Here is a 22,972-nt window from a genome sequence, read left to right as displayed (position 1 = left end):
GATCGCCGTCGGACCTTCTGCGGGACCCCACCTCAGTCACAGGCGACCCCACAGACGCGCGTGCCGTCAGGGGGTCGAACGCAGCGTTCTTTCGAATGCGTCGACCTCCTCGTGTTCCGAACTTGTCCGTGTCTCATCGAGGGTGGCGCTGCGGCGCAAAGTGCGACGCTCGATTCTCTGCTCCCGGGCGTGCTCGATCCAGGTGTAAAGGATCGGGACGAGGATCAGGGTGAGCAGGGTGGAGCTGAGGAGTCCGCCGATGACCACGATCGCAAGCGGTCGGGAGATGAACGCACCACCACCGGTCAGGCCGAGCGACATCGGGACCAGCGCGAAGATCGTTGCCGCGGCGGTCATCAAAATCGGCCGCAACCGGAGCCGGGTGCCGTTCGTGACTGCTTCATCCAGTGGTGACCCTTCCTCGCGGAAACGGTTGATGAGATCCATCAGCACGATCGCATTCGTCACCACGATGCCGACGAGCATGAGCAGCCCGATCAGCGCCGGGAGTCCGAGAGGAGTGCCGGTGAGGAGGAGCCCAAGAATCGCACCGGTTGCCGCGAACGGAATCGAAACGAGCAGCACGAAGGGTTGCCGGAAGCTGCGGAACGTAGCGATCATGACGATGAGTACCAGCATGATGGCCATGATCATCGCCATCCCCAACTGGCTGAACGCCTCGTCCTGCTGCTCACTCACGCCTCCGATGTCGAAGGTGACGCCCGCGGGGAGTTGGGTCCCTTGGATCGCTTCCTGCACGGAGGCGTTTGCCTGACTGAGCTTCCCCTTCTCTGGTGTCACGGTGAGGGCCGCTATTCGTTCGCCGTTGTCACGGCTGATCATCGGCGGGACGAGTTCGTTCTCGACCGTAGCGATGTCGCTGACCTTCAGCGGGGTGCCGCGCAGCTCGGTGACCGCCTTCAGCTCGTCTGCTGCCTTCTTCGCTTCTGCTTCCTGGGCGGCCGTATCGCGTTGCGACTGGTAGAGCTGGGCGATCTGCTCGTCTGCGGCGGTGATGCTCGCCTCGGCATTGGCGATCGCGCTCTGGAGTTCGGCGAGCTGCGTTTGACGTTCTTCCGCAGCCTTCTCCTGCTCGTCGGGTTCAGGTCGAGGCTCAACGGGGGACGCGGCAAGTGCTGCGAGCTGCTGCTGCAGCGAGGCGATGCTCGATGTCGCGTCCGCACGCTGTTGGCGGGCAGCAGCGATCTGCTTGTTCACCTCGGCCGTGGCAGTTCGCTTCGCGGCGTCGGCTTCAGCCTGCGCTCTCGCCTCAAGCGCATCGGAGGCGACTTTCTGTGCCTGACTCGTCTGTTCCGCCGTCACCGGAAGCAGTATCTCGCCCACCTGCGCAGCGGTGTACTTCGTGCCGGGCGTGCGGAGGACAATGGGGCGCTTTTCGCCTTCGAGCATGAGCGATCCGATTTGTGCACCCTGGAGGGTGTCTTGGATCGCTTTGGCGACCGAGGCTCGGTCGAAACCGAGCTTCCCAGCGCGCACCTCATCAAGCTTCACTCGGACGATGCTCTGCCCGCCCTCGAGCTCGCTGTACACCGTTTGGATTCCGGCAGCTGACTTCAGACGTTCCTGAAGCAGGACGCTGGCCTCCTTGAGCATTGCCGGGTCGTTGCCCTGAATTCGCAGATCGATCCCACCGCCGGCACCGCTGTCGCCGACGAAGGCGTCTTGGGTGAGGAGCCGGAACTCCTCGGGTTTGGGCATCTTGTCGAGCCGCGCCTGCACCGCAATCCTCACCTGTTCGACGTCGGTGTTCTCTTCGAGCCTCAGCGTGTACGAGATCGTGGTGGCTTTCCCAGGCTGCTGCTCACCGACGGGGATGCTGGTGAGCACGCTCTTCACACCCTGGACGCGCTTGAGGGCCTCCTCCACCTCGGTCGCCGCCGTCACCAGGTCTTGCTCGCTCGACGGTGGTTCTGCGGCAGATTCATCCTCCGCGGGCGCGGCTTCGGGAGCAGGTTCGACAGCGCCGTCTCCGGGGGAAGTGTCACCGTTGTCGCTCTGTTCACTCTCCAACTCGCCGTCGATCGCAGTGCCGGGGGACTGCGAAAGTTCCAGGGTCTCGTTCCCGGAGGAGCCGAGGAAATCGGTGGGGATCATGATGCCCATCCCGAGGGTGACCGCGAGGAGCATGCCGGAGGCGACGAGCGTGATCACCGGGTGGCGGCGTGTGACTCGGAGGCTCGGCATGATCGCGCGTTGCAGCCGGTCCTCAGGCACATCGCTGCTATCCGAACTGGTCCTGTTCAGCCGCTCCGGACGATGGCGAACTCCAGAGGCTGAGGAGGCTGTCGTGAGGGACTCGGCCACGGGGGCAGTGTCCGACGAATGCACAGAGCCGACATGAACGACAGCGGCCTCATCCTCGTGCGTGTCGGGCGAGGTGATCGCGAGGGCGTCCTGGTGCTTCATCCGCATGAACATCGAAGCGAGAACCGGCACGATCGTCAACGACACCAGCAAGGATGCGAGGAGTGCGATCGACACGGTCACCGCGAATGGCCGGAACAGCTGCCCGGCCGCTCCGGAGACGAACACAATCGGCAGGAAGACTGCCACCGTCGTCAAGGTGGATGCGGTGATCGCCCCGGCCACCTGCCGCACAGACGCGATGATACTGCTCGTACCGAGCCCGTCGGTTTCCGCTCGTCGACTGATGTTCTCGATGACCACGATCGAGTCATCCACCACCCGGCCGATCGCGATCGTGAGTGCCCCCAACGTCAACGTGTTCAAGGTGTTGTTGCTGACGAAGAGGCCGATCATCGTGATCAACAGCGATAGCGGAATCGAGATCGCGGCGATGACCGTCGACCGCCACGAGCCGAGGAAGACGAGGATGACGATCACCGCGAAGAGGAGGCCGAGACCGCCCTCGACCGACAGGTCATGGATGGACTGCTCGATCACCGGAGCCTGATCGAACAGCGTCACGAACTCCGCCTTCAGGCTCGGTGCCAGCCTGTCGAGTTCCGCAGTCACAACGTGGGAGATCTGTACTACGTTCGCACCCTGGGCAGGTGACACAGTGATGGTCAATGACGGTTTCCCGTTCACCCGGGACAAGCTCCCGGTGGGAAGCTTTTCGACATGAACGTCAGCGAACTCTTTCAGCGCGACGATCGCGGCCTCGGTTTTCACCGGCAGGTTCTGCAAGTCTTCCAGGCTGGTGGTGGCGGTGCCGACTGAGATTGATGTCGACCCGTCCGGAGAGTCGGCCTGGCCGGCCGGCACCGCAGCACCGTGCGCTTCGAGTACCGCACCCAGCTGCGTCGGATCCACCCTGAGTCGGTTCACATCCGCTTGGCGCAGATCGATCACGATGCGCTGCTCCTCGCGGCCGGCGAGTTCGACTTTCTGTACCCCGGGCACGTTCTTCAATGCCGGCACGACTTTCTGCGCGAGAGCGTCGCCGAATGCGTCCTGATCTCCGCTACTGCCGGCGCTGAGCTGCATGGCCGGGATCTCGCTGTTGCTGCCTGAGAACACGTCGATCTGTGCAGTCGCGGGCAACGCCGATTTCACCCCGTCGGCAGCGGCTTTCACCGCACGAAGCGTCTCGTCCGCATCGTTCTCGAATGGCCACTCCACAATCACGTTCGACGACCCCGTCGACGTCGTGGACGATACATTCTTCACATTCGGAACCGACTGCAACGCCGTCTCCAAGGGCACGGTCGCGATCCGTGACATCTCCTCAGGGGCGATCCCTTCGACCTGGACTGACACGAACGCCATCGGAGTCGTCGTGGGCGGCATCATCTCCTGCTTCAGCTTGCCCATCGAAAGGACTCCGAGGGCAGCGACGGCGATGGTGATCAGTCCCACCAAGAGACGGTTCTTCAGACTCATCTGCGTCAAGAACATGCACACTCCTCACCCGGCCGCACCCGTAAGTGCGCACACAACACGACATCGTCAAGCGTCTATGATCTGCATTCCGGTCGCCATCCGTCACCCGGAGGGAACACCCCCCCCACCCGGCCGTCTGGTCGTTCATCACCCCTACCTCATGGCAGGTGTGCTGGGTGCACTCATCGGGCTCCCGACTCGGCGACGTGGCTCGCGCACCCCGGAGATCAGCGACAGAACGTGGAAATGCGGTTGTGCTCACCGATGGAGAGTGGGGCATTCAAGAGGAGCACTGGAGCGGGGACGTTCATCGCAGGAGAACGGAAACGTAGAACGCGATGCCGAGCACGACGGCGACCAAGAGTGTCGTCGCCATCAAGCCGATGGCGACGTAGGGCGATGTAGCGCAACCTTCAGCTTGCGAAGCCCGCCGGTTCGTCCGAGCCAAGCCGTCCTCCTCCTCTGATCGTCCGCCCTGAAGAGCGAACCGATGCCAGCTTCACGCAGACCGAGAGCGCCCGTATCGAACAAGAGGTGGAATCACCCCCGCCGTCCGGGGGGTATCTGAGCCATGGCGATCTCGCGCCTCCTCGTTCGCCCTAGTGTGGAGAAAATTGGAGGCAGAGAGTGCTCAAGGTCGCGATCATCGATGACGAAGCGTTGTTCCGGGGTGGCTTCGAGCTCATCCTCGGCGGGACTCCCGACATCGAGGTCGTCGCATCCACCGACGGCGTGTCTGCTGTCGGCGAGATCACTCGCTCCGATCCCGACGTGGTACTTCTCGACGTCCGTATGCCTGGTCGGAGCGGCCTCGACGTCCTCCGCGATCTGCAACAGTGGGCACGGCCGCCGGCGACCGCGGTGCTGACCACCTTCGACACCGACGAGTACATTGCCACGGCACTCCACCTGGGTGCGGCTGGGTTTCTGGTCAAGGACACCGACCCGGAGCAATTACCCGCGTTGATCCGATCGCTGGCAGCAGGTGGAATCGTCCTCTCGCCCCAAGTCTCGCGATCGCTCCTGGCAGCCACTCGCTCGACGACGCGATGGGATTCGCGCGTCGACAGCCTCTCCTCGAGAGAACGCGAAGTACTTGCGCTCCTCCATACTGGAGCCTCCAACGCGGCTATTGGCGAAGCGATGCACCTCAGCAGCGCCACCATCAAAGACCACGTCAGCAGCATCCTCACCAAACTCGGAGTCACCTCCAGACTCCAGGCGGCACTCATCGCAGAGCGCCACTCGCCCCGCTGATGCAACGCTCGAAGATGCTCGCACTCGCTGCCGATCTGGCGCTCTTGGCGGTGGCATTCGCAGAAGGTCTGACGACGCTCGACTGGGCGTCACCGATCGAGTCGTGGATCGCGATGGCTGCGGCGGGAGGACTGCTCGTGCGACACCGCTGGCCATGGATCTCGCTGCTCCTCGCAGCACCAGCGTTCGCGCTCGGCCTGGCAGCCTTCGCCGGCCTCATCGCCTTGTACTCGGTGGCCTGTCGAGAACAACGACGGTGGGCCCTGGTGCTTGCCGGACTCGTCGTCTTCGCCGTCGCCGCGGCGCCATGGCGAGGCTTGCCCCTACCGCAGTACACGATCCTTGCGCTGGCTTACGCTCTCCTCTATGCAGGAGGGCCCGTTGCTCTCGGCATTCTGATCCGCACCCGGGCTGAACTTGCCGCTCGGCTAGCCGATCTCCACGCGTCCCGCGAAAGTGAACGACAACTTATCGCGATGGAGCTCCTGCGGGAAGAACGCGTGAACATCGCGCGGGAAATGCATGACGTCGTCTCCCACCAGGTGAGCCTCATCGCCGTCCAAGCCGGCGCCCTCCAAGTCAGCACCGCTGATGGGCCCATCCACCACTCCCTCAAGAACATTCGGCTGCTGGCGGTCCGTACGCTGGATGAACTCCGAGCGATGGTCAGTCTGCTCCGAGCCGAGGACTCCTCACAGCCCATCACACCCCAGCCGACAGTTGCGGACCTGCCCGATCTCATCGCAAACAGCGGGACGCCAGGAGAAGCGGAGCTGGATCTGCCCGAGGATCTCCCCTTGCCGGTTCAACGTGCTGTCTATCGCACCGTTCAGGAGGGTCTCACGAACGTCCGCAAACACGCTCCAGGAGCACACGCATCGATTCGTGCAGTTGCCACCGGAACTGAGATTCTGGTTTCCATTCGAAACGAGCTCGTCCTCCCTGTTACCGACGTCGATAATCTCCCTGGCGGGCATGGGCTCATGGGGCTGCGAGAGCGTGCTGAGATACTCGACGGCGTGCTCACCGCGACAGTGGGCCCCGAAGCGTTCACCCTGACCCTTCGCTTGCCTCGCTGACTTGAGCGAGGTCATTCAAATCACACAAATCGGCTTGCGGGATCTCGGTTCATCACCTATTCCGGCGAGCTTGTCCGTCCCAAATCGACAGCGAGAGGCGGCGGCAGTGGTGGTCAGTGAGGGTGAGTTCTGGGGAAGCCAGGGCCGGGTGGGGCGGATTCGGCGGGGCGACCTGCAGGGTCGTCATGTGTTTGTGTACCCGGATACGGTCGAGCCTTGGTGGACTGTGGTCGTCGAGACGTCTCCGGAGGCGTCCGTACCAGACGACCGATATATCTCGAACACTGAGCACTTCGTGCAGTTCATGCTGGAGTGGGACGTTGCGTGGCTCCCGAGAGGGAAACAGGAGCTGCAGCTCGAGTCGGCTCGATTCGGATGGAGGCCGCTCAGTAATCGGCCGAGTTGGACGCACGCGAGCTCCGAACCGGCACGGTTCGAACAGGATCTTCAATAGAAGTGCATGAAATGTGCGACTGGCTGGAGTGGGAATAGCCGTTCTTACGCTCCTTGGGCTTGGATGCAATTCAGAACGCTTCGTTTCGTCACAGCCGTTCCGGGCTCAGGCTCGGGCGAGCACCGAGCGGAGCAAGTCAACGATCGCGGTTCCCCGGACATCGCCGGTACCGTCCGTACGGTTCGTCAGGAAGGCAAAACTCACCCGCTCATCATGGTCGGCGAAGGCGACCTGACCGCCCGCACGTCATGACGCCGGATGATGAGCATTGGGGCGAGGCCGGGTGTTTGCCCAACCTTGTCAGGACTGAAACGCCTGCAAGTGAAATCACGCAGTCGATGTTGCGGTGATCCTCAGGTTTCTCGTACATTCGGCCTCGCTGCACTGACTCTGGGGGATATGTGTCCGTTCAGAGGGTTTTTGATTGAATTTCGAGGGATGCATGGCTGATCAGTTTGGGACGGTGGCTCGGAGATCGTCCTGGTCGGTGAGCGCAGTTCGCGATGTTGTTGTGACGGGGGCTGCACGATTTGTGATCGCTCTCGCCGTCGCAGCGGTGATGGTAGTTGCTGGCGGCACGATGACCGCGAGGGCAGGTGAGGCAGCGCCGAATGTCGCGTACTCGGAACTTCCGGTGGGGCGCGGCGCCGCCGCAGCAGCAGTCGAGCCCAGCACGGGTGACGTCTACGTGACCAATTCGGCGAGTGCAACGGTGTCGATCATCGATGGGGCCACCAAAGAAGAGACGATCATCTCCGTCGGCCAGAGCCCGAGCGGGATCGTCTTCAACCCCTTCAACGGATACTTCTACGTTGCCATCGAACGGGAAAACACGGTCGTTGTTGTCGATCCCATGACAAAGGCCATCATCGGTGGACCCATCTCCGTCGGCACGTTTCCGGCCGGTCTAGCGGTGAATCCGGCGACCGGGCATGTGTTCGTCGCGAATTCGCGCAGCGACACCGTCTCGGTTATCGACCCCACCACCAGATCGGTCATCGTGAGCATTCCCGTCGGGCAGAGGCCCGTCGGCGTGACCTACAGCCTCGACGCCAACCGGATTTACGTCACCAACAACAGCGGCGCATCCGTGTCAGTCATTGACGGTTCATCGGGTCTTGTCGTCGGCACGATTGCCGTGGGAACAGCGCCCTGGGGAATCGCCATTGATCCGGTGACAGATCGCGTGTATGTCGCCAATACCTTCAGCAACTCGGTCTCAGTCATAGACCAGAGCACCCAAACCGTCGTCGGCTCGCCCATTGGGGTCGGAACCGCTCCAGTAGGAGTCATCTACTACCCGCCGACCGGAGATCTGTACATCTCCAACACCGGCAGCAGCACAGTCTCGGTCATCGACGGCGCGAGCGGTGCGGTCATCGGCGCCCCGATCGCCGTGGGACGATCGCCACTGTTCGGCGCGTACAACCCGCAGGACAGTTCTGTCTATATCGCCTCGATCGTCTCGAACAGTGTGTCGGTGCTGGGTGCCGCGCCAACGATCGCCTCAGCTGCACCAATCGATGGCACCGTCGGTGAGAGCTACATGTTTGCCGTCACCGCTGACGCAGCCCCGTCGAAGATCACATTCAACGTTTCGGGCGGCCAGCTTCCGCAAGGTCTCAGTATGGACGCGGCCACAGGCGTGATCTTCGGCACTCCGACAGCCGCAGGCGTCTTCTCGTTCACCGTGACCGCGACGAACATCGTGGGTTCAGACGCAGCGTCCTATGTGATCTCCGTCGGCGCAACGCCGTCGACGCCGACGTCGACGGGTCCAGCAATCACCTCCGGTTCGCCCAGTGAGGGAAAGACCGGATCGACATACAACCACACGGTGACCGCCACCGGTACCGGACCGATCGTGTACGCCGTCAGTGGCGGAGTACTGCCACCGGGATTGTCCTTGGATCCTGTCACTGGGGTGATCTCGGGAACACCCACGAGCGCGGGCGCCTACTCATTGAGCATCAGCGCGACAGACGCTGCAGGATCCGACACTGCGCAGTACACCATCGTCATCACCGCGGACGGCCCGGCCCCGAGCTCGTCTCCAATCACCTCCGAGACGGGAACGCACGGTGGGCGTCTACCGAGCACGGGCCTAGAAATGGCGCACATCGCCGGTATCGCATCGGTGTCGATGAGTCTGCTTCTTGCGGGAATTCTACTGGTGCTTCGCCGACGCCCTCGTCCTGACAGGATCTGTGGATAGTCTGCGGCGCTGTCCATGGTTCTCGAGGTCGCTGGACGATCTGCCCGCAACGGAAACGCGGGATTGGGATGCTCTCTGGGAGTGACTGAATGTGCATTCGCGCCGCCTTCGTCTGGAACTCTTGCTAGCGCGAGTAGATACTCGGACGGGCTGGATTGCTCTTAGATACTCCACGAGCTTGTCCTTTGCACATTGATGATGGGGGGGGGGGGGCAATGGTTGTCAGCGAGGGCGAGTTCTGGGGAGGGCGAGGCCGGGTGGGTCGAAGTCGACTGGGCGATATGCGGGGTTCTCATGTGTTTCTGTACCCGGATACAGCCGCGTTTACATGGAAGAGTTTCAATCCGAGTGGTCTGGCGAACACGCTGCAAGAAACTCAAGTACGAAGTGGGAATCGTGCTGCGGATGTATGGCTGTGGTCCCCCGGCACGATGACCCTGCTGTCGACCATTCTTAGAGTGAGCGCATGATCACAATGGAACATCTCACGAAGAGATTCGGCGCGACGACAGCAGTCGATGACGTCTCGCTCACACTCCATCCCGGCACGGTGACAGGCCTGCCCATTACTCGTCAGATCCATATACTGCGTCCTCCGACACTTCAACTTCAGCCGCTGGGTTCATCCCAGACGGACTTCGATACCCTGCCGACCTTGCGAGAGAGGAGATCATCCGCGCCGGCCGATAGGTGGGTGATTAGGGCTGGCCGTCGCGGTCGATGGCTTCACCGATCTCGGAGGCAGCGTGGACCGGGTAGCCGTCGATGTTCATCTCGACCACGAGGCTCTCGGAGGGCCGTCTCAAGGTCAGGACCGCGGTTCGATCACCGAGTTTCAGGCTCTGATAGCTTGTCTCAGCCGCGGAGTCGAGTTGGATGAGAAAGTCGGAACGGCCGAGGTCGTAGTGCAGTTCCGCCCACCGGCTGCCCAACGTCCCGCTGCTCGGATAGTTGCGCGTTCCCTGTTCTGACGGGGCATCGAGTGGCCCGAGGAGCGGCTGCAGCAACCGTGCCAGAGCCTCGGCATCTGCTCCTAGGGGTGCGGCTACGCGCCCGCCGCTGGTCGTCAGGACGACGGAAGCGTCCGTGAAGTCGATCCTGGTGCAGAGGATCCTGTCATCGAGCTGCGCTTGCTCGAGGCGCGCGAGCTCGACGAGGAACTCGTTCTGAACGCGTATTGAATGCATGGCGCCGTCCTAAACGTTGAGGGCGTTCTTGACCCAGTTGGGGCACAGTGTCACTCCCTGACAGTACGTCGTGACGACGCCGAAGGTGCCACCGGTGATTGCACGGTAATCCACCGTCGACTGCACCCACACGGAAGCACTCACCCAGCACGTCAGCATGTTGCAGATGAACTGCTTGGCCTCAAGGAAGTAGTTGAACGCAGTCGCAAATCCGGCACCGAGACGCGAGGAGTAGGACGTCGTGACGCGCTTCACGACCGCGGTGTTCAGGTTGTGCTTGTTGACGACGTAGGCGGCCCGACGAAGCGTGACTCACATCGTACGTTCCAGTGCCCGGCACGACACGGTTCGTCGGCGCGGAAGCAAGTCTTGCAGTGAAGCCAGCCGGCGCTGCCGGCGTACCCGCGGAACCTTCCGGCTGAGGTGCCGACGCCGCAGGATCGGCCGAGAGCGTCCCATCGGGCTCAACCACGACACCTGCCGTGTCCAGTCGAGAGCTGTCATGTTTGCCCGCGCGCGAAGTGACGCCAGGCTGCCCCGCAGCACTCCCGTCGACTGCGTGGTCCCCTCGCGGTCACCCGTGTGGTGGTGTCGCAGCTGCGCCCCGGCTGTGTTGGTTCGGGGCGATGCTGTGGTTGTGTGACGTGTTTGGCGAGGTCAATCCTCGGATGGTGATGGTGATGGTGTGGTGCTTGGGCGTGTTCGTCGTCTGGCTAGGGTGAGTGTCCCCGCGACGACGAACACTGTCAGGCCGATACCCAATGCCCAGAGTCCGATGTCGATGCCGAGCACGATGGGGGCCGGGGTGTAGCCAGGTTCCAGCCCCTGGTCCTCCTGAGCGCGATACTGCAGTCCCGAAATGGTGAAGAACACGATTCGATGCCGTCGAGCCGGCCTGGGTCGGCGAGTTGCCGGCGGAGGACGTCGGCGGTGCCGAGGCCTGTGCCGGTGAGTTCGTCGATGATGCGCATGACCTGCTCGTGGAACACCACCACGCCGCGGGTTTCCCGCAGGATCGGGCGGAGCCGGGGTGGAGGTAGTCGGGCATCGTCTCGCCGTGGCGGCAGCTAGCGGGACCGAAATCCGCATCCAGTTTCAGCCCCCCCGTGAATACCTCCCTTGCGTGAACGTGAACTTTCTTCGCGAGCCGCTAGAGACTTCATGCTCACGGTCCCCGATAGCTCCTGAGGCGTCAGGCAAAAGCTCGCCGGCAGGCGTTCGGGAGGTCCGGTGAATTCCAGGAGAGGTAGATCACGTGTCACTGTCCGTGCAACATGAGGCTATTCGCTTCCGGCCACATCGAGTGCTGTGGGCGTAAATAGGGTGGAGGCGCTTAAGATCTCAATACCGAGGACGCGGTCGTCGCTGTCGTAGTCCACCGCGATATGGCAATCAAGGTAGCTGGTCTCCTCTGACCTCACTACTGCGCCGGGCTCGATATGAGGCGCAACCTGAACGTAGGCTGCATCCGCTTCAGGGTCGTAGCTCAGTTTCATCGACCACCACCTCCGGAAGACCTGATCACCGTGATCACGTTACCGGTATTCGTGTTGACCCGCACTGTGATTTGCCCCGACCGGATAGAAGTGATGCCGTTGTGGCGGGAGATCACCTGTCCAAAATTCAAAATCTGCTGAACCGTGGCCGCGGAGACGCCGCGGGCGGACATCTGCGTCATGGCGTGTTTAGAGAACGTGATGAAAATTCTCATGATGCTGGACCAGAAGAACTTCACAACAATCGGACCGCGCGATTGCAGGGATGAGGTGATCGGTGCTGATGCGGCGGTGGACACTGATGGCGCCGGCGCCGCCTGTGCGCTCTGAGCGGCAAGTGTCGAGGTGCCCACGAGCAGGAGGGCGCTCAGGGACAGCGAGATCGCACGTGTCGGTTGCCGGTTGTTCTTCATTTGATTCTCATTTCGTTGCGGGATCTGTTGTTGATTCGGATCTAGCCTTTCGATGTTGGGTTGTCTCGGGTATCCGCCGGCAGACCTGTGAATCACGCCACCTGGCGGGGTGTGGATCTGAATTGTCGCTGGTGTTGCGTCCCTTGGTCTGAGCTGAACGTGTCGTGTAGTCATGGGACTACGCGCTTCGAACCGTGGTCAAGAGTCGGTCTGCCGATTGAGACCCCGATGGCGATCGCGCGCGAATCGGCTATCAGGTCTCGAGGCGGCATCGTTCGATGCCTCATGTCTAGCGACCGACTCCGACGTCTGGGGCCAAGATGGTCAGCGCGAACACCAGCGTTGTTCCGAGGATGGGATGAGTCGGGCGTCCCGTTGTAAGCAGAACGCCACTGCCACGCGTTACTGGATGACGTGAGGCGAGCCGTGAAGGGACACGCCGCCGAGTTACTGAGCCTTTGCGGCGATGCGTTCTAGTGGCGTTCCGGGTAGGTCGGCAGGGGAGGGGATTGCGGTTACGGCGGCGTCGAGGAGCTGCTCGGCGAGCGGCTCAAGCTTCTGATGTGCAGTGACGATCGAATCCGTGTTCGTGGTGATTGCGACCTCGATGGGAACGCGCAGGCCCTGGATGGAGCGTGCTGCGGTCTCGATCGATTGGGTGAGCGCTACTGCGTAGGTGTCCCATTCCTGCTGCTTCTGTGCTTCGAGCAGTCGGAGCTGCTTGTCGAACAAACCGATCCGGGCATCACGTTCGTCGATGAGACGAGTAGTACTCGACTGCGGAGGCGGGGGAGTCGGGGATGAAGAGCGAGGTGAAGAAGGTGTCACCGTCGTGGATCGATCTCTCGACGAGATTGGCGTTGTCATTGTCGTTGAGGGTACGCCAGGTGTCCCATGACCATTCGGGCGCTGCTGGGTCGACGGCCGTGAGCTGATTCGGGCCGGTGGCCTTGTAGCTCCACCCGTATGTGGCTTCGTCGGGGTAGGGGTCTGCCTGCTCTAGCGCGAGCTGCTGTTCGCCGATGCTGTGTTCCGCGTCGTCGTCCTGGGACCTGGCGTCAGTTCGGTGGGAGAGGAGGTCGTCGACGTCGACGACCAGTTGCAGTGGTTCGGTGCGGTGCTGCCATAGCTCGGCTTGGTCAGGACCGACGGTCGCCTCGAGCAGCTCTGCCATCTTCGCCGCTTCCCAGGATCTTGGTCGACCGGCCAGCGCCTCATCGATTCAGCAGAGATTCGCCGCAGCGCCGGCGAGGGCCAGGGTGACGAACTCAGCCCAGTCAGCAGGGTCAGTCTCAGTCGGATGTGGCTCGACCTTGCCGGTGGGTGTCTGCTGCAGGCGCGGGCGGCGCCACCGTCCAGCCTCGGTGAGCGCCGCGACGGCGTCGTTGAGCACGTCTGCGAACGGTCGCTGTGCTGCATGCCCGGCCCGTGCCGTCTCAATCGTGCCGTAGGCGACCGGGTTCGCAGAATTGTTGTCCAGGGGGTCCGGCAGGCCAATCAGCGGGGGCAGAGTGGGGACGACTTGATCGTCGGCCTGTTGGGCAACCTCTTCCGATCAAGCGCATGGACGGGTGCTGCCGACGGCGATCGCTTGCAGCAGACAGGGCCTCGGCCAACTGGCCGGGGCCCTGTGAGTTGCTCCGAGCTTGCGCGTTGACGTCAGCCCTGGTTTAGGGCGTTGTACTCGAGTTGCTGGTTCGGTCGGCCCGGTACCGGGCGATCCAGAACACCAGGCTTGTCGCTCCGAGAACGCCCAGGAGTGGGATCGCGATGAAGCTACCGATGAGCAAGGTGGTCTCGGTGGCTGTGGTGTAGCCCGATGTTCCGTTGGCGTCAGCTGTAAGGCCGCGGTCTCCGAGGATTATCCCGAGGTAAATGAGTGTGCCAACGGCTGTGAGTACCCCGGCTGCAGAGGCGATAGCCGCCCCGCCGGCGAGGGCACGCATCAGTTGCACTGCCTTTGGATCAGCGTCCAGTAGTCGTACGCAGGTCGGCCGAGGTCGAGGTTCCAGCTCACCTTGTTGGGTGCGCGGAATCGAACGAAGTCGAAGTGGCAGTAGTACTGGTCTCGCATAGACGGGGTGTTCTCCCGGCTCCCCGGTGTCTTGTTGAGGACTTCGTCCCACCCCGCCCACCGTGCGGCCACACCGGCGCTAGCCCACGGGTTCACTCGTGCCCAGGATGACGGATAGACCTGCAGCGTTTTACCAGACCATTTCGTGCGGTCGACCAGGGCGATGCCGAGCCACGGATCGGCGACAATCGGGTATGCGCTACCTTCTGCGTGTTCAACCACCTGGGTGAGGGTGGTCCCGTCGAGCTCGTAATGCGTAGCGATGTCGGTGCCGTTCGCGTCCTTTGCCCAAGCTGACGCCACTCCAGCGAGGAATTTGCCTTCTGCGTCGACGATCACGACAGCGCCGCTCGCCGGGTCCAGGGTGACCGTCGCGTCCGCGGGTACCTGCAGCGGGTAGGCGTAGCGGGTCGGCGCGTGGGCACCGTCAATCACGGTAGTGATCTGCACCGAGGCATCCTCTTTCAGCACGGGGACGGTTGTCGAGCCGTCGTTGTTGTCGTATGACACGATCCCATCTGCCTCGGCGATGGCATTCTCCGCATTCGTGGCGTTCGGCAAACCCACAGTGATCTCGGTGCCTCCAGAATCGGTCAGTGTCACTCCGTCGGCCGCCTTAGTTGGAAGGATCGCGGAGGCTTCGGAGGTGCGTACTTCGACTGCTGACCTATCAGAAAGGTCAACCGAAGCGTCCGCGACGCCGGTCAATACCTCCGGGGCTGCCGCAGCAATGGCAGCCAGCAGGTCAGGCTCGGATTCTGCGGCATGAGCAGGAACAGCCAATCCCGCCGCCAGAAGCGCGGCTCCAACGGTAGCAACGAGTTTCATGGTGATGCGCAAGTCTTTCCCCTCGATAGTGTGGTCACGGTCGCACTCGAAGGTCTGCATCCGCGACCCCCGGCCGAACGGAATCAGGCTTCAGTGAAGCGCCGCTGAGCTCTGCGATGTTGTGACGCTCCTCGACGCCACTGCTGAAAGCCTCTTGGACGATCAGCGGAATGAACACCCGCCACGTGGCGGAAATAGCACACCGAACGGCGGGTCACGCAAACAGGCCTACTGAAATAAGGTATATTTTCAGCTAAATTATTGCAGTAATTTGCGACTACCGAACCCCACCTACACGCAGACGCTGCGCAACAAGTGCAGCTACCCCATCAAAGGCAAATTCAGGATCGCCGGCTTGCAGAGTGGCTCCACGACGGCATGTCGGACGATCCAGCCTGGCGCGGCCATCATCAACAACGTCACCAACTGGTACGTGCCAAACGGCTACGCAGCCTGCTGATTGCGCGTGAGAGTGCCGTCTCCGCATCGGCACGCCCACCCGGCAGCGGATTGTCGAACATGCGTGGCTTGACGGCGAGGATCGCCAAGAGCACCCATCCCGACTCGACGAGCGGGCGGCTCTCAGTCAAGCTCTGCAGCACCAGGAGCAGGAGCAGCGAGAACGGCGCGGCGGCCGCGAAGAAGGTGCTGAGTGTTGACCTGGTCAATCGGTTGGGGAGGAGCGACAGTGTCCCGTGAGTGGTCTGGACGATGAGGACCAGGAAGACGATTGCGCCGACCAGCCCGAGCTGCATGGTCACGTCGAGCCATGCGTTGTGCGCTTGGAGCTGACGGACTCCGACTGCGTCGTCCCCTCGCGGTCACCCGTGTGGTGGTGTCGCAGCTGCGCCCCGGCTGTGTTGGTTCAAGGCGATGCTGTGGTTGTGTGACGTGTTTGGCGAGGTCAATCCTCGGATGGTGATGGTGTGATGCTTGGGCGTGTTCGTCGTCTGGCTAGGGTGAGTGTCCCCGCGACGACGAACACTGTCAGGCCGATACCCAATGCCCAGAGTCCGATGTCGATGCCGAGCACGATGGGGGCCGGGGTGTAGCCAGGTTCCAGCCCCTGGTCCTCCTGAGCGCGATACTGCAGTCCCGAAATGATGAAGAACACGATGACGGTGATCGCCCCGACGGTGGCCAGGATGGCTGAAGCGATGATGACTTTCTTCACGGGCATGACTCCTGGGTGATGGCTACCAGTTGCATCGGTGGGTGACGACACCGGCGGGCCAGTTGGACCGGTTGGTGCGGAAGCGTTCCAGGTTGTAGTCCTGGGTGAAGGGGAGGCCGTAGACGCTGGCGGCGACGTGGCAGTTGTACTGGTGCTTGAGTGTGGCCTTGTTCGTCATCGCGGTCGCACCGAACCTAGACTTCCACTCATCCCAGCCTGCGCCGTTGAAGACGGCTTGACCAGCGATGTATCCGCCAACGCCACCGCCGCCACTGAGCACGACCGCTCCGAGCGGGGTCACCCAGGCACTGTAACGGTAGTCGCCCTTGTAGCTGTCTCGCTTGAAGTTCTGGAACAGAGTAATGCCAGCCCATGGGTCAGCGACGACGGGGTACGCGGTCTCCGCGCTGTGGTCGACGACCTGGGTCAGGGTGTTGCCAGAGACTTCATACCAGGTCGAGACGGGTGCACCGGTAGCATCCTTCGCCCACGCTGGCGCGACGCCACCGGAGAACCCGCCGCTGGCGTCGGTGATAATCACAACGCCGTCTTCCCGGATCGTCAGTGCTCCGCCCTCTGGAACGGAGAAGTCGTAGTCATAGCGCGTTGGCGCCTGAGCACCGTCGATCACTGTGATGATCTGAAGGCTGCCGTCCCCGCGGACCACCGGGACGGTCGTCGACGCGTTGCCGTTGTCGAACGCCGTCACACCGTCATGCAACAACACCCCGTCACTGGCCTGCTGGGCGAACGGCAGGGAAACGGTGAGCTCCTGGCTTGCGGAGTTGAGGGTGGCTGCACGACTTGCATCCCAAGGAACCGTGACCGTGGTTCCCTCTGCCGAGTACTGCGCAGCGTCGGCGTCAGTGCTGCTTGCCGGCGCTGCCGCATCCAGCGTCTCCGGCACGACGGCCTCCACTGCAGCGAGCACATCAGAGTACGGCAGCTGGTCCTCGGCAAAGGCTGCAGATGATCCTCCCAGAAGCGCTGAAGCGCACAGCGCCCCGACCCCAGCGATACCGATGGTACGTCTCAGGTTCGACATTCATCCTCCGATCAGTAGCGCCACCTGCGCTGTTTTGTGAGGGTACCCTTACCTCAAGTAAAGTGTCGAGGGATCAGTGATGATTCGGGGGTTTTCCCTCGTCCAAGAATCGACTGGGTTGGTTCAGGCCGGCGTCGCCATCGGCCATCCAGGCGGCAGTCCAGAACGTACCGGCGAATTGAGAGAATGACCAAAGGCAAAGCGATGGAAGGGCGACTCGCAGAAAATCCTCTGATCGATCAACTGTTCAAGCATCGTGGCAGACCGAACGCCCTTGACTTCATCAGTCGCAGCTCGGGACTGTTCTACGAGCTGACGAGGGACAACCTCTCAACGCTCGCGCGTCATCTAGCGCGGTCCTACGTCGACCCGACTCGGATCGCGAAGTACACCATGTGGACCTACGGGAAGTGAATGTGCGACAGAAAATTCGAGGAGCGGTCCTCCGAGAGGGTCAGTCTCTCCGGGGAGTCACCTTCGGTGATCTTCTCCTAGATGACTGCCGCACGCGTCTTGCTGAGGACTTCGATGCACGTCCGGTGATCGAGGATGTGTCGGTAGGGTCGCTGCGAGTCGCGAGCTGCCTGCTGGCTGGAGCGTTGCTGCGGAACGTGACGGTGGGTGGGCTGACTAGTGTCCGTGGTCCCGTGTTCATTAGGGGGTGTGAGTTCCATAACGTCACGCTGTCCGGGGTAATTGGTGATCTAGTAATTTCGACATTTGTGACCGCGAGAACCCCGGAGGAGCTCGCGATGTACGAACAGCGGCTCAGGGAAGCTGACGAAGCGGACGACATGGGCCTGGACATCAGTGGGGTCGAGGGCGCGATCTCGATCCAGGGGTACAGCTCTCACCGGATTCGGATCGATCCGAGCTTCCAAGCGGTCGTGCCGCGGGAGCGTGCAGTGAACGAGGCCTGGGACGACATCGATTTCGGGGAGTCCACGTTCTACATCGCACTCCAGGATGTGGTGAAGCGAGGTTGGAAGGACACGATTCTCTCGGCCAACAAGCGATCGCGGCACTTCGAGCATGAGGTGCAGATCATCACGGAGCTTCGCCGGCGGGGGATTGCCCTGTGAAGCGCCCACATCGCGTCCTCGGCGCGCTCGGCCTCGGCGGCCTTGTGCTCGCTCTCGTGGCCGGGTGCGCAGGCCCGAGCGTCGTTGCGGGAGAGGATTGCGCGGAGCTGGCCCAGGTGGCGACGTCCTACGCCACGAACGTGTCCGAAAATCTGACAACCCTGGAAACCGACCCCGCTGTCGGTGCAGCACAGCTCTCGGCAGCCGGCGAGCTCTTTCGCGCCGCGACGAACGACATCGGCGGAGAACAGGACGTGACCGCCAAGATCCAGGTTCTGGTCGATGGGATTTCCGATGCTGCACAAGGCATCTCGGACTCTGGGCTGACCGATCAATCTCGAGCCGCCCTCGAGACCGCAGTCACCTCGTTCAGTGAGGCCCTTCCGCCGCTGATTGAATCCTGCGCTGCCACCGAATCGCCCACCCCCGCCCCGTCGAGCACCAGGTAGCTCCACAACACCGACCAGCAGGTGTGCGCAAGCAAAGTGTCGATGACATCGACGTGACGTCAGGGCGACAGCTGGAGAACTCTCGAGGAAAGCAACCCGGGATACTGCAAGAATGAGGTCATGGGAATGTTCAACACCTACTTCATCGCGCCGGATGACGCGGCTGCGGCCGCTGTCGTTGACGACGGTCCTGTCGGGGTGCGCTCTCCGGTTGTTGAGGCGGTCGGCGCGACGGTGGAGGCCGGCACGTTGCTGGCGCTGCTCTCTGGCGTGACGTATGAATCGATCACCGATGATCCTTCGTGGTCGCGACTCGTCTCCTCGCCGGACCATGATTCCGCTTGGGTCATTGCCATGCCCGATACCTTCACCGAAGCACTTGCCACCTCGAGTGACGACCGCCTCGTTGAGGTGGCCACCCCGTGGTCGGAGACTGAAGAGTTTTGGGGTAATGGTGACGCTGCGGAGCTGCTGTCAATGCTCCAAGAGTGGGCGGCGCTTGCCCGAACGGCACGCGATCGTGGCGAACACATGTACTGCTGGGCGGCGCTCTAGCACTCGACCACGTTCCTCCCAGGGCACCAGGCAGCTCGGCAACGCGCACCCAACCAGTGTGCGCAAACGAGGTGTCCATGACGTCGACGTGACGACAGCGCCATGGCCGTGAACGCTTGAGGCGCGGACCATTCGAAAAGGCTTCGTGAAATAACGGAGATTTTTAACTGCCCTTTTCGGTCGTCACCCGAGACGATGCGCGGAAGCGCCGCTTGTCGTGGACGGCGGGTCGGATCCTGAGGAGCGTCCATTCTGGTCTTTGCGGGGAACGGATCGCTAGAGCTCCAGACTGCCCCCGAACACGGACTGATGCGGCGGGTGAGCGTCGCGGTGGGTATCGTCTGAGCGCGGTCGGAGGACTCTGCTTGAGAGCTTCCGAGCCAACATGGTTAGCGGTCCCCTCGAATTCTGCGGCTGCGCCTTTTCGGAACGCTCGGGCAGACCCAACTCCCGTGCTTGTTGGCGATTGGTGTGGAGCTCCCGGAGGTAGCCCGCGGCTGGGTCCTCGTCCGGAGTCCAGTCGATAAGACGGGGAGGCTCTCGCCAGCTAGAAGCGGAGGTCGACGGCGCGGTTTGTGGGCTCGCAGGCACGGCATCTACCGCAGCTTGGTGAACCTGGTCCAACGGGAGGTACAGGTCCGGGCGCCAAAGTGGCCCGCCGGTCTGCGAAAGGACTCGGTCGACGCTCTCGAGCTGTTCGTCGATCCCTGCATCTCGACCGAGCCACTTGCCTGCCAAGGCATAGTACGTCTCTAGCCAGGAGTCAGGGTCTGGGTGGATGTCATAGTCCGATGCCCCGGTGAAACGGAGGAGCAGGTCCATCTGAGTCTCAACGATCCTGAGTTGAATTTCCTCCTCCATCCGAGGGTCGTCGCCGTGAATGTCCTCGTAGTCGTCGCGCACGTCGTCATAGTCCGGCTGTGGCTTGCGGAATCGTAACCCGTGGCGATACATCGCCACCCATTCGTTCTGGTCCTGGCTCAGGTCCGACGAGGGGCCTGTCTGTTCTTCGCTCATCCTGCGAGCCCCTTGGCGGAGTCAGTCAGGCTTGCTCGACGCCGCATGACACCGCGAACGACGAAGGGCGAGGCCCCGAGGAGCATCGTGGCGGCAGCGCTTGCGGCGAGGGTGGCGCCGTCGAAGCCGGTGCTTGCGAGCTTCTGTCCGGGGCGGTCGATGAAGCGTGTCTGCTCACCTTCCTGCCCACAGACGCCTTCGCTGAGGAGCACCTGCTTCGTGTCATCGGCATACGTGCGCTCGATCCAGTTGACCCCGGTGCCCATGTCGCGGGTGGCGGTGAAGGTCGGCCCGGGGATATCCGTGCGGCCGTCGATCATGATCGGTGCCGATTCCGTCAGGTATTCGGTCGTGGCGTCGCAGACGGGCTGACCGTCGGTGATGCGATAGGCGGTGAAGGTCTGCACGGCGGTATCGGGGTAGAGGGCGACGTCTTCATGGTGGGCGGTGTCGCCGTACTGCTCTCCCTCCATCACCGACGGCACAGCCTTCGTCGTGACGCGGGGGATGACCGTCGTCTCGTCGGGCAACCCGAACGCGTCGTGCCAGGATCCCTGCAGGACGGACTTCGTCCTGTCGGACTGCTTGTCGAGGTCGAGTGACCAGACTGCGGTGATCGGGCCGTCGGCTTCGTCAGTTCGGGGGAAGCTTGCCTTCATGACGTCGCCGACCTCGTCACAGGTGGCGATGGCCGTGCCGAGCGCCGGCCGACCTTCTGGGACGTCGGGGAGGCCGTCCTCGCCGGGGAGCTTGGCGTAGATTGCGACGTCCCAGACGACTTCGACGCCTTCGCCGTCCCGGTTGCGCCGCCAGGCGGTGCTGGTGCTGTCGGGGGAGAGGTCGCAGGTTGCGTGGTCGATGATGGTGCCGCCGACGGGGACGAGGGTCTGCTGCATCTCGCTCGTCACGATCGGCTGGAAGAGCGTCGAGGCGGTGGTGCTCGCAGCGGAGGTGAACGGGATGGGGGAGCGGTTCTCGCTGCCACGAGCGAGGCGCTGTTGGCCGGGCGTCTCGTACATCCACGCCTCGGAGGCGTAGCCGCCGGGCGTGCTCCAGGACCCGTCGACGCGGATGTCGTAGTCCGCGATGCCGTCGGCGGGGTCGCCGGTGATGTCGATGCGGGATCCATTGCCGACGGCTACCGAGGTCGCGCCGGTGCTGGTCTCGTGTGCGCCGGTGAGGGTGAGTGTGCCGGTCGCGGCGGCGGGGTCGACGGTTGCGTCGATGTAGCCGGTGGTGCTGTCGGTCATGGTGATGGTTGTGGTCGCCGTGTTCGAGCCAGCTGCGGCAGCCCAGTTCTCGCCGACCCATGCCCAGATGCTGTTGAACGCTGCAGTCACAGTGGCGTCGTGACCGTCGGCTTTCTGGCCGATGTAGTGGATGGCGCCGTCGTAGCCGTGGTGGTTCTGCGAGGTGAAGGCGTAGACGAACGCGGCGACGGCTGCTGCGGTGTCGTTGTCCGTGGTCTGCCCGAACTGGGAGAGGCCCGCGTTGAGCATTGCGAGTTCCGTGCCGCCGACGTCGCGCGTCCCGGCTGTTGCGCCGATGCCGCCGACGAGCGTTCCGCCGCCGGTGGCACCGGATGGCCAGTCGGCTTGGACGTCAATGCAGTACGCGAGCGATCCGTCCGGGGTGACGTAGTTCACGAGCTGGCCCCACCCATAGGCGGTTGTGGCTCGAGGGGATGGAGTGGTGTTGTCCGCAGTGGCTGACGTGTCTTCCGCGGCGGGAACCGAAGCGCTCGCCGAAAGGGCAGGCAAGCTCAGAGTGGTGGCAAGCAGAATCGACGCGCCGGCCGCGCTCAGGATGCGCCGGCTCATGCGGCCTCCTCCACCCGAACTCGGTTTCGTCGGCTCAGTGCGGCGAGGGCCACGCCCGCCGCCATCGCGAGCAGGCCTCCCACAGCGCCGGCGAGGACGAGATCTTCGTTCGCGCCGGTGACAGCCAGCTGTGGACGCCTGGTCCCGACGCTCCCGCCTGAGTGATCTGCAACGACATCGATGGCGGTCCCGCCGTCCCCATCCTCGTCGTCCACGGGTGGCTCGGTCTCGTCGCCGTCTTCCGGGTCGATAACGGCCGGTTCGGTGACATCGACGATGGACGACTCGTGGATGATCAAGTCGAGGCCCTCGGGATCGTTCGGGTTGTCGAGCGTCCAGGCGTATCCGCCGGCCGCCGAGACGCTCACGCAGTCGCCGTCGTAGCTCCACTCGGAGCCTGTCCAGGTCGCGGAGAACGAGCCGACCGTCGCCGCATCGGCGGGTGAGCCGACCGGGGGCCAGCCGTCGTAGGGTCCGGTGAGTGCCGCCGTGATCGGTTCGATCGCGATGCCGTCCTGGGTGCCAGAGAAGTCGACCGCGAAACCGACGCAGTCGCCTACTTCCGCTTCCGAGGGGTTCGCGAAACCCGAGGCCGTGACGATGGCTGCGGGTGCTGGCGCGTCGAGGGGGACCGTCGGACCGGTCGTACCGAGCGCGGTCGCACTCAACGCGGTAGCTGCCAGCTGCAGTGAGAGGTGCAATGCCATGGTGTCCTTCCGTCGCTTGCGCGAGTTGAGATGATCGCTGGTGCGTCACCTCCTGCTCTTGAGAAGGGCACGACGATTAGGCGGACGCCTCCTGCGACTTCGGCGCCCTGTTCGGCGTCGGCCCATCCCCACCCAACGCCGTCGAGGCTGGCGGCGCGCGGGCACATCTCCGGTCCCGCATTCGGGCTGCCGCGCCTCGCTCCGCTCGCCTTGCCCTCGGACGGCCGCCATAGCTCAGAGTGTTGGCACCAAT

22 protein-coding genes and 2 pseudogenes are annotated in these 22,972 nt (G+C 63.0%); 7 read left to right on the top strand and 17 right to left on the bottom strand.

Translation table 11 applies throughout. The features are described 5' to 3' along the window. Positions 1–66 precede the first annotated feature (66 nt). A complete protein-coding gene (locus BWO91_RS14515) occupies positions 67–3,882 on the bottom strand; it encodes an efflux RND transporter permease subunit (protein WP_079003062.1) in 3,816 nt (1,271 codons plus the stop codon). A gap of 612 nt (positions 3,883–4,494) precedes the next feature. On the opposite strand from BWO91_RS14515, the gene BWO91_RS14510 reads away from it, so the two are divergent. From BWO91_RS14510 to BWO91_RS20250, 4 genes and pseudogenes are all read left to right on the top strand, one after another. Further along, entirely contained in the window at positions 4,495–5,124 is a 630-nt protein-coding gene (locus BWO91_RS14510) for a response regulator (protein WP_079003061.1), read from the top strand. A 14-nt stretch (positions 5,125–5,138) separates the two neighbouring features. Continuing rightward, positions 5,139–6,203, top strand: a complete 1,065-nt coding sequence (locus BWO91_RS14505) for a sensor histidine kinase (RefSeq protein WP_167620497.1) — start codon at positions 5,139–5,141, stop codon at positions 6,201–6,203. A 941-nt stretch (positions 6,204–7,144) separates the two neighbouring features. Further along, positions 7,145–8,872: a putative Ig domain-containing protein gene (locus BWO91_RS14495; protein WP_167620496.1), complete on the top strand. Its 1,728-nt coding sequence runs from the start codon at positions 7,145–7,147 to the stop codon at positions 8,870–8,872. 466 nt (positions 8,873–9,338) lie between these two features. Next, positions 9,339–9,431 (top strand): annotated as a pseudogene (locus tag BWO91_RS20250) (ABC transporter ATP-binding protein); the annotation flags it as partial. A 139-nt stretch (positions 9,432–9,570) separates the two neighbouring features. On the opposite strand, the gene BWO91_RS14490 reads toward BWO91_RS20250, so the two are convergent. The 13 genes and pseudogenes from BWO91_RS14490 to BWO91_RS14435 all read right to left on the bottom strand — a co-directional run bounded on the left by BWO91_RS14490 (position 9,571) and on the right by BWO91_RS14435 (position 17,089). Then, positions 9,571–10,059, bottom strand: coding sequence for a hypothetical protein (locus tag BWO91_RS14490; RefSeq protein WP_079003057.1), 489 nt, complete (start codon positions 10,057–10,059; stop codon positions 9,571–9,573). A gap of 9 nt (positions 10,060–10,068) precedes the next feature. Next, positions 10,069–10,314 carry a hypothetical protein gene (locus tag BWO91_RS14485; protein ID WP_079003056.1) on the bottom strand — a complete coding sequence of 82 codons (246 nt, stop codon included), beginning with the start codon at positions 10,312–10,314 and terminating at the stop codon, positions 10,069–10,071. Positions 10,315–10,716: 402 nt separating this feature from the next. Continuing rightward, on the bottom strand, positions 10,717–10,932 hold the full coding sequence (locus BWO91_RS20245) for a hypothetical protein (RefSeq protein WP_240555860.1): 216 nt from the start codon (positions 10,930–10,932) through the stop codon (positions 10,717–10,719). A gap of 29 nt (positions 10,933–10,961) precedes the next feature. Then, a pseudogene (locus BWO91_RS20565) lies at positions 10,962–11,126 on the bottom strand (hypothetical protein); the annotation flags it as partial. A 213-nt stretch (positions 11,127–11,339) separates the two neighbouring features. Next, complete coding sequence (locus tag BWO91_RS14475) at positions 11,340–11,555, bottom strand: DUF2283 domain-containing protein (protein WP_079003054.1); 216 nt, start codon at positions 11,553–11,555, stop codon at positions 11,340–11,342. Next, positions 11,552–11,968: a DUF4258 domain-containing protein gene (locus tag BWO91_RS14470; protein ID WP_167620495.1), complete on the bottom strand. Its 417-nt coding sequence runs from the start codon at positions 11,966–11,968 to the stop codon at positions 11,552–11,554. Before BWO91_RS14470 ends, BWO91_RS14475 begins: the two co-directional genes overlap by 4 nt. A gap of 447 nt (positions 11,969–12,415) precedes the next feature. Then, positions 12,416–12,700 carry a hypothetical protein gene (locus tag BWO91_RS14465; protein WP_079003052.1) on the bottom strand — a complete coding sequence of 95 codons (285 nt, stop codon included), beginning with the start codon at positions 12,698–12,700 and terminating at the stop codon, positions 12,416–12,418. 13 nt (positions 12,701–12,713) lie between these two features. Further along, entirely contained in the window at positions 12,714–13,142 is a 429-nt protein-coding gene (locus tag BWO91_RS14460) for a hypothetical protein (protein WP_079003051.1), read from the bottom strand. Between the two features lie 496 nt (positions 13,143–13,638). Then, positions 13,639–13,914 (bottom strand): hypothetical protein, encoded by a 276-nt coding sequence (locus tag BWO91_RS14455; RefSeq protein WP_079003050.1) that lies wholly within the window; start codon positions 13,912–13,914, stop codon positions 13,639–13,641. After that, the gene (locus BWO91_RS14450; RefSeq protein ID WP_079003049.1) at positions 13,914–14,930 is read right to left on the bottom strand and encodes a DUF2599 domain-containing protein; all 1,017 of its coding nucleotides are present in this window, start codon (positions 14,928–14,930) and stop codon (positions 13,914–13,916) included. Before BWO91_RS14450 ends, BWO91_RS14455 begins: the two co-directional genes overlap by 1 nt. 359 nt (positions 14,931–15,289) lie before the next feature. Further along, positions 15,290–15,631 carry a hypothetical protein gene (locus BWO91_RS14445; RefSeq protein WP_153303488.1) on the bottom strand — a complete coding sequence of 114 codons (342 nt, stop codon included), beginning with the start codon at positions 15,629–15,631 and terminating at the stop codon, positions 15,290–15,292. Positions 15,632–15,774: 143 nt separating this feature from the next. Continuing rightward, positions 15,775–16,044 carry a hypothetical protein gene (locus BWO91_RS14440; RefSeq protein ID WP_153303487.1) on the bottom strand — a complete coding sequence of 90 codons (270 nt, stop codon included), beginning with the start codon at positions 16,042–16,044 and terminating at the stop codon, positions 15,775–15,777. Positions 16,045–16,066: 22 nt separating this feature from the next. After that, positions 16,067–17,089 (bottom strand): hypothetical protein, encoded by a 1,023-nt coding sequence (locus BWO91_RS14435; RefSeq protein WP_153303486.1) that lies wholly within the window; start codon positions 17,087–17,089, stop codon positions 16,067–16,069. A 752-nt stretch (positions 17,090–17,841) separates the two neighbouring features. Here BWO91_RS14435 and BWO91_RS19725 point away from each other — a divergent pair. The 3 genes from BWO91_RS19725 to BWO91_RS14415 all read left to right on the top strand — a co-directional run bounded on the left by BWO91_RS19725 (position 17,842) and on the right by BWO91_RS14415 (position 19,175). Next, the gene (locus tag BWO91_RS19725; RefSeq protein WP_153303485.1) at positions 17,842–18,171 is read left to right on the top strand and encodes a hypothetical protein; all 330 of its coding nucleotides are present in this window, start codon (positions 17,842–17,844) and stop codon (positions 18,169–18,171) included. Next, on the top strand, positions 18,168–18,620 hold the full coding sequence (locus BWO91_RS14420; RefSeq protein ID WP_079003043.1) for a hypothetical protein: 453 nt from the start codon (positions 18,168–18,170) through the stop codon (positions 18,618–18,620). The genes BWO91_RS19725 and BWO91_RS14420 overlap by 4 nt, the downstream gene beginning before the upstream one ends. A gap of 120 nt (positions 18,621–18,740) precedes the next feature. Beyond that, positions 18,741–19,175 (top strand): hypothetical protein, encoded by a 435-nt coding sequence (locus BWO91_RS14415; RefSeq protein ID WP_079003042.1) that lies wholly within the window; start codon positions 18,741–18,743, stop codon positions 19,173–19,175. Positions 19,176–19,451: 276 nt separating this feature from the next. On the opposite strand, the gene BWO91_RS14410 is transcribed toward BWO91_RS14415, so the two are convergent. From BWO91_RS14410 to BWO91_RS14400, 3 genes are all read right to left on the bottom strand, one after another. Next, on the bottom strand, positions 19,452–20,192 hold the full coding sequence (locus tag BWO91_RS14410) for a hypothetical protein (RefSeq protein WP_079003041.1): 741 nt from the start codon (positions 20,190–20,192) through the stop codon (positions 19,452–19,454). Continuing rightward, positions 20,189–21,838: a hypothetical protein gene (locus BWO91_RS14405; RefSeq protein ID WP_079003040.1), complete on the bottom strand. Its 1,650-nt coding sequence runs from the start codon at positions 21,836–21,838 to the stop codon at positions 20,189–20,191. Before BWO91_RS14405 ends, BWO91_RS14410 begins: the two co-directional genes overlap by 4 nt. A 170-nt stretch (positions 21,839–22,008) precedes the next feature. Beyond that, positions 22,009–22,719 (bottom strand): hypothetical protein, encoded by a 711-nt coding sequence (locus BWO91_RS14400; RefSeq protein WP_079003039.1) that lies wholly within the window; start codon positions 22,717–22,719, stop codon positions 22,009–22,011. Between the last annotated feature and the right edge of the window lie 253 nt (positions 22,720–22,972).

The organism is Plantibacter flavus (assembly GCF_002024505.1).
Classification (GTDB): domain Bacteria; phylum Actinomycetota; class Actinomycetes; order Actinomycetales; family Microbacteriaceae; genus Plantibacter; species Plantibacter flavus_A.
Note: the sequence above shows the minus strand (reverse complement) of the source record. Positions and strands in the feature narration are given on the sequence as shown.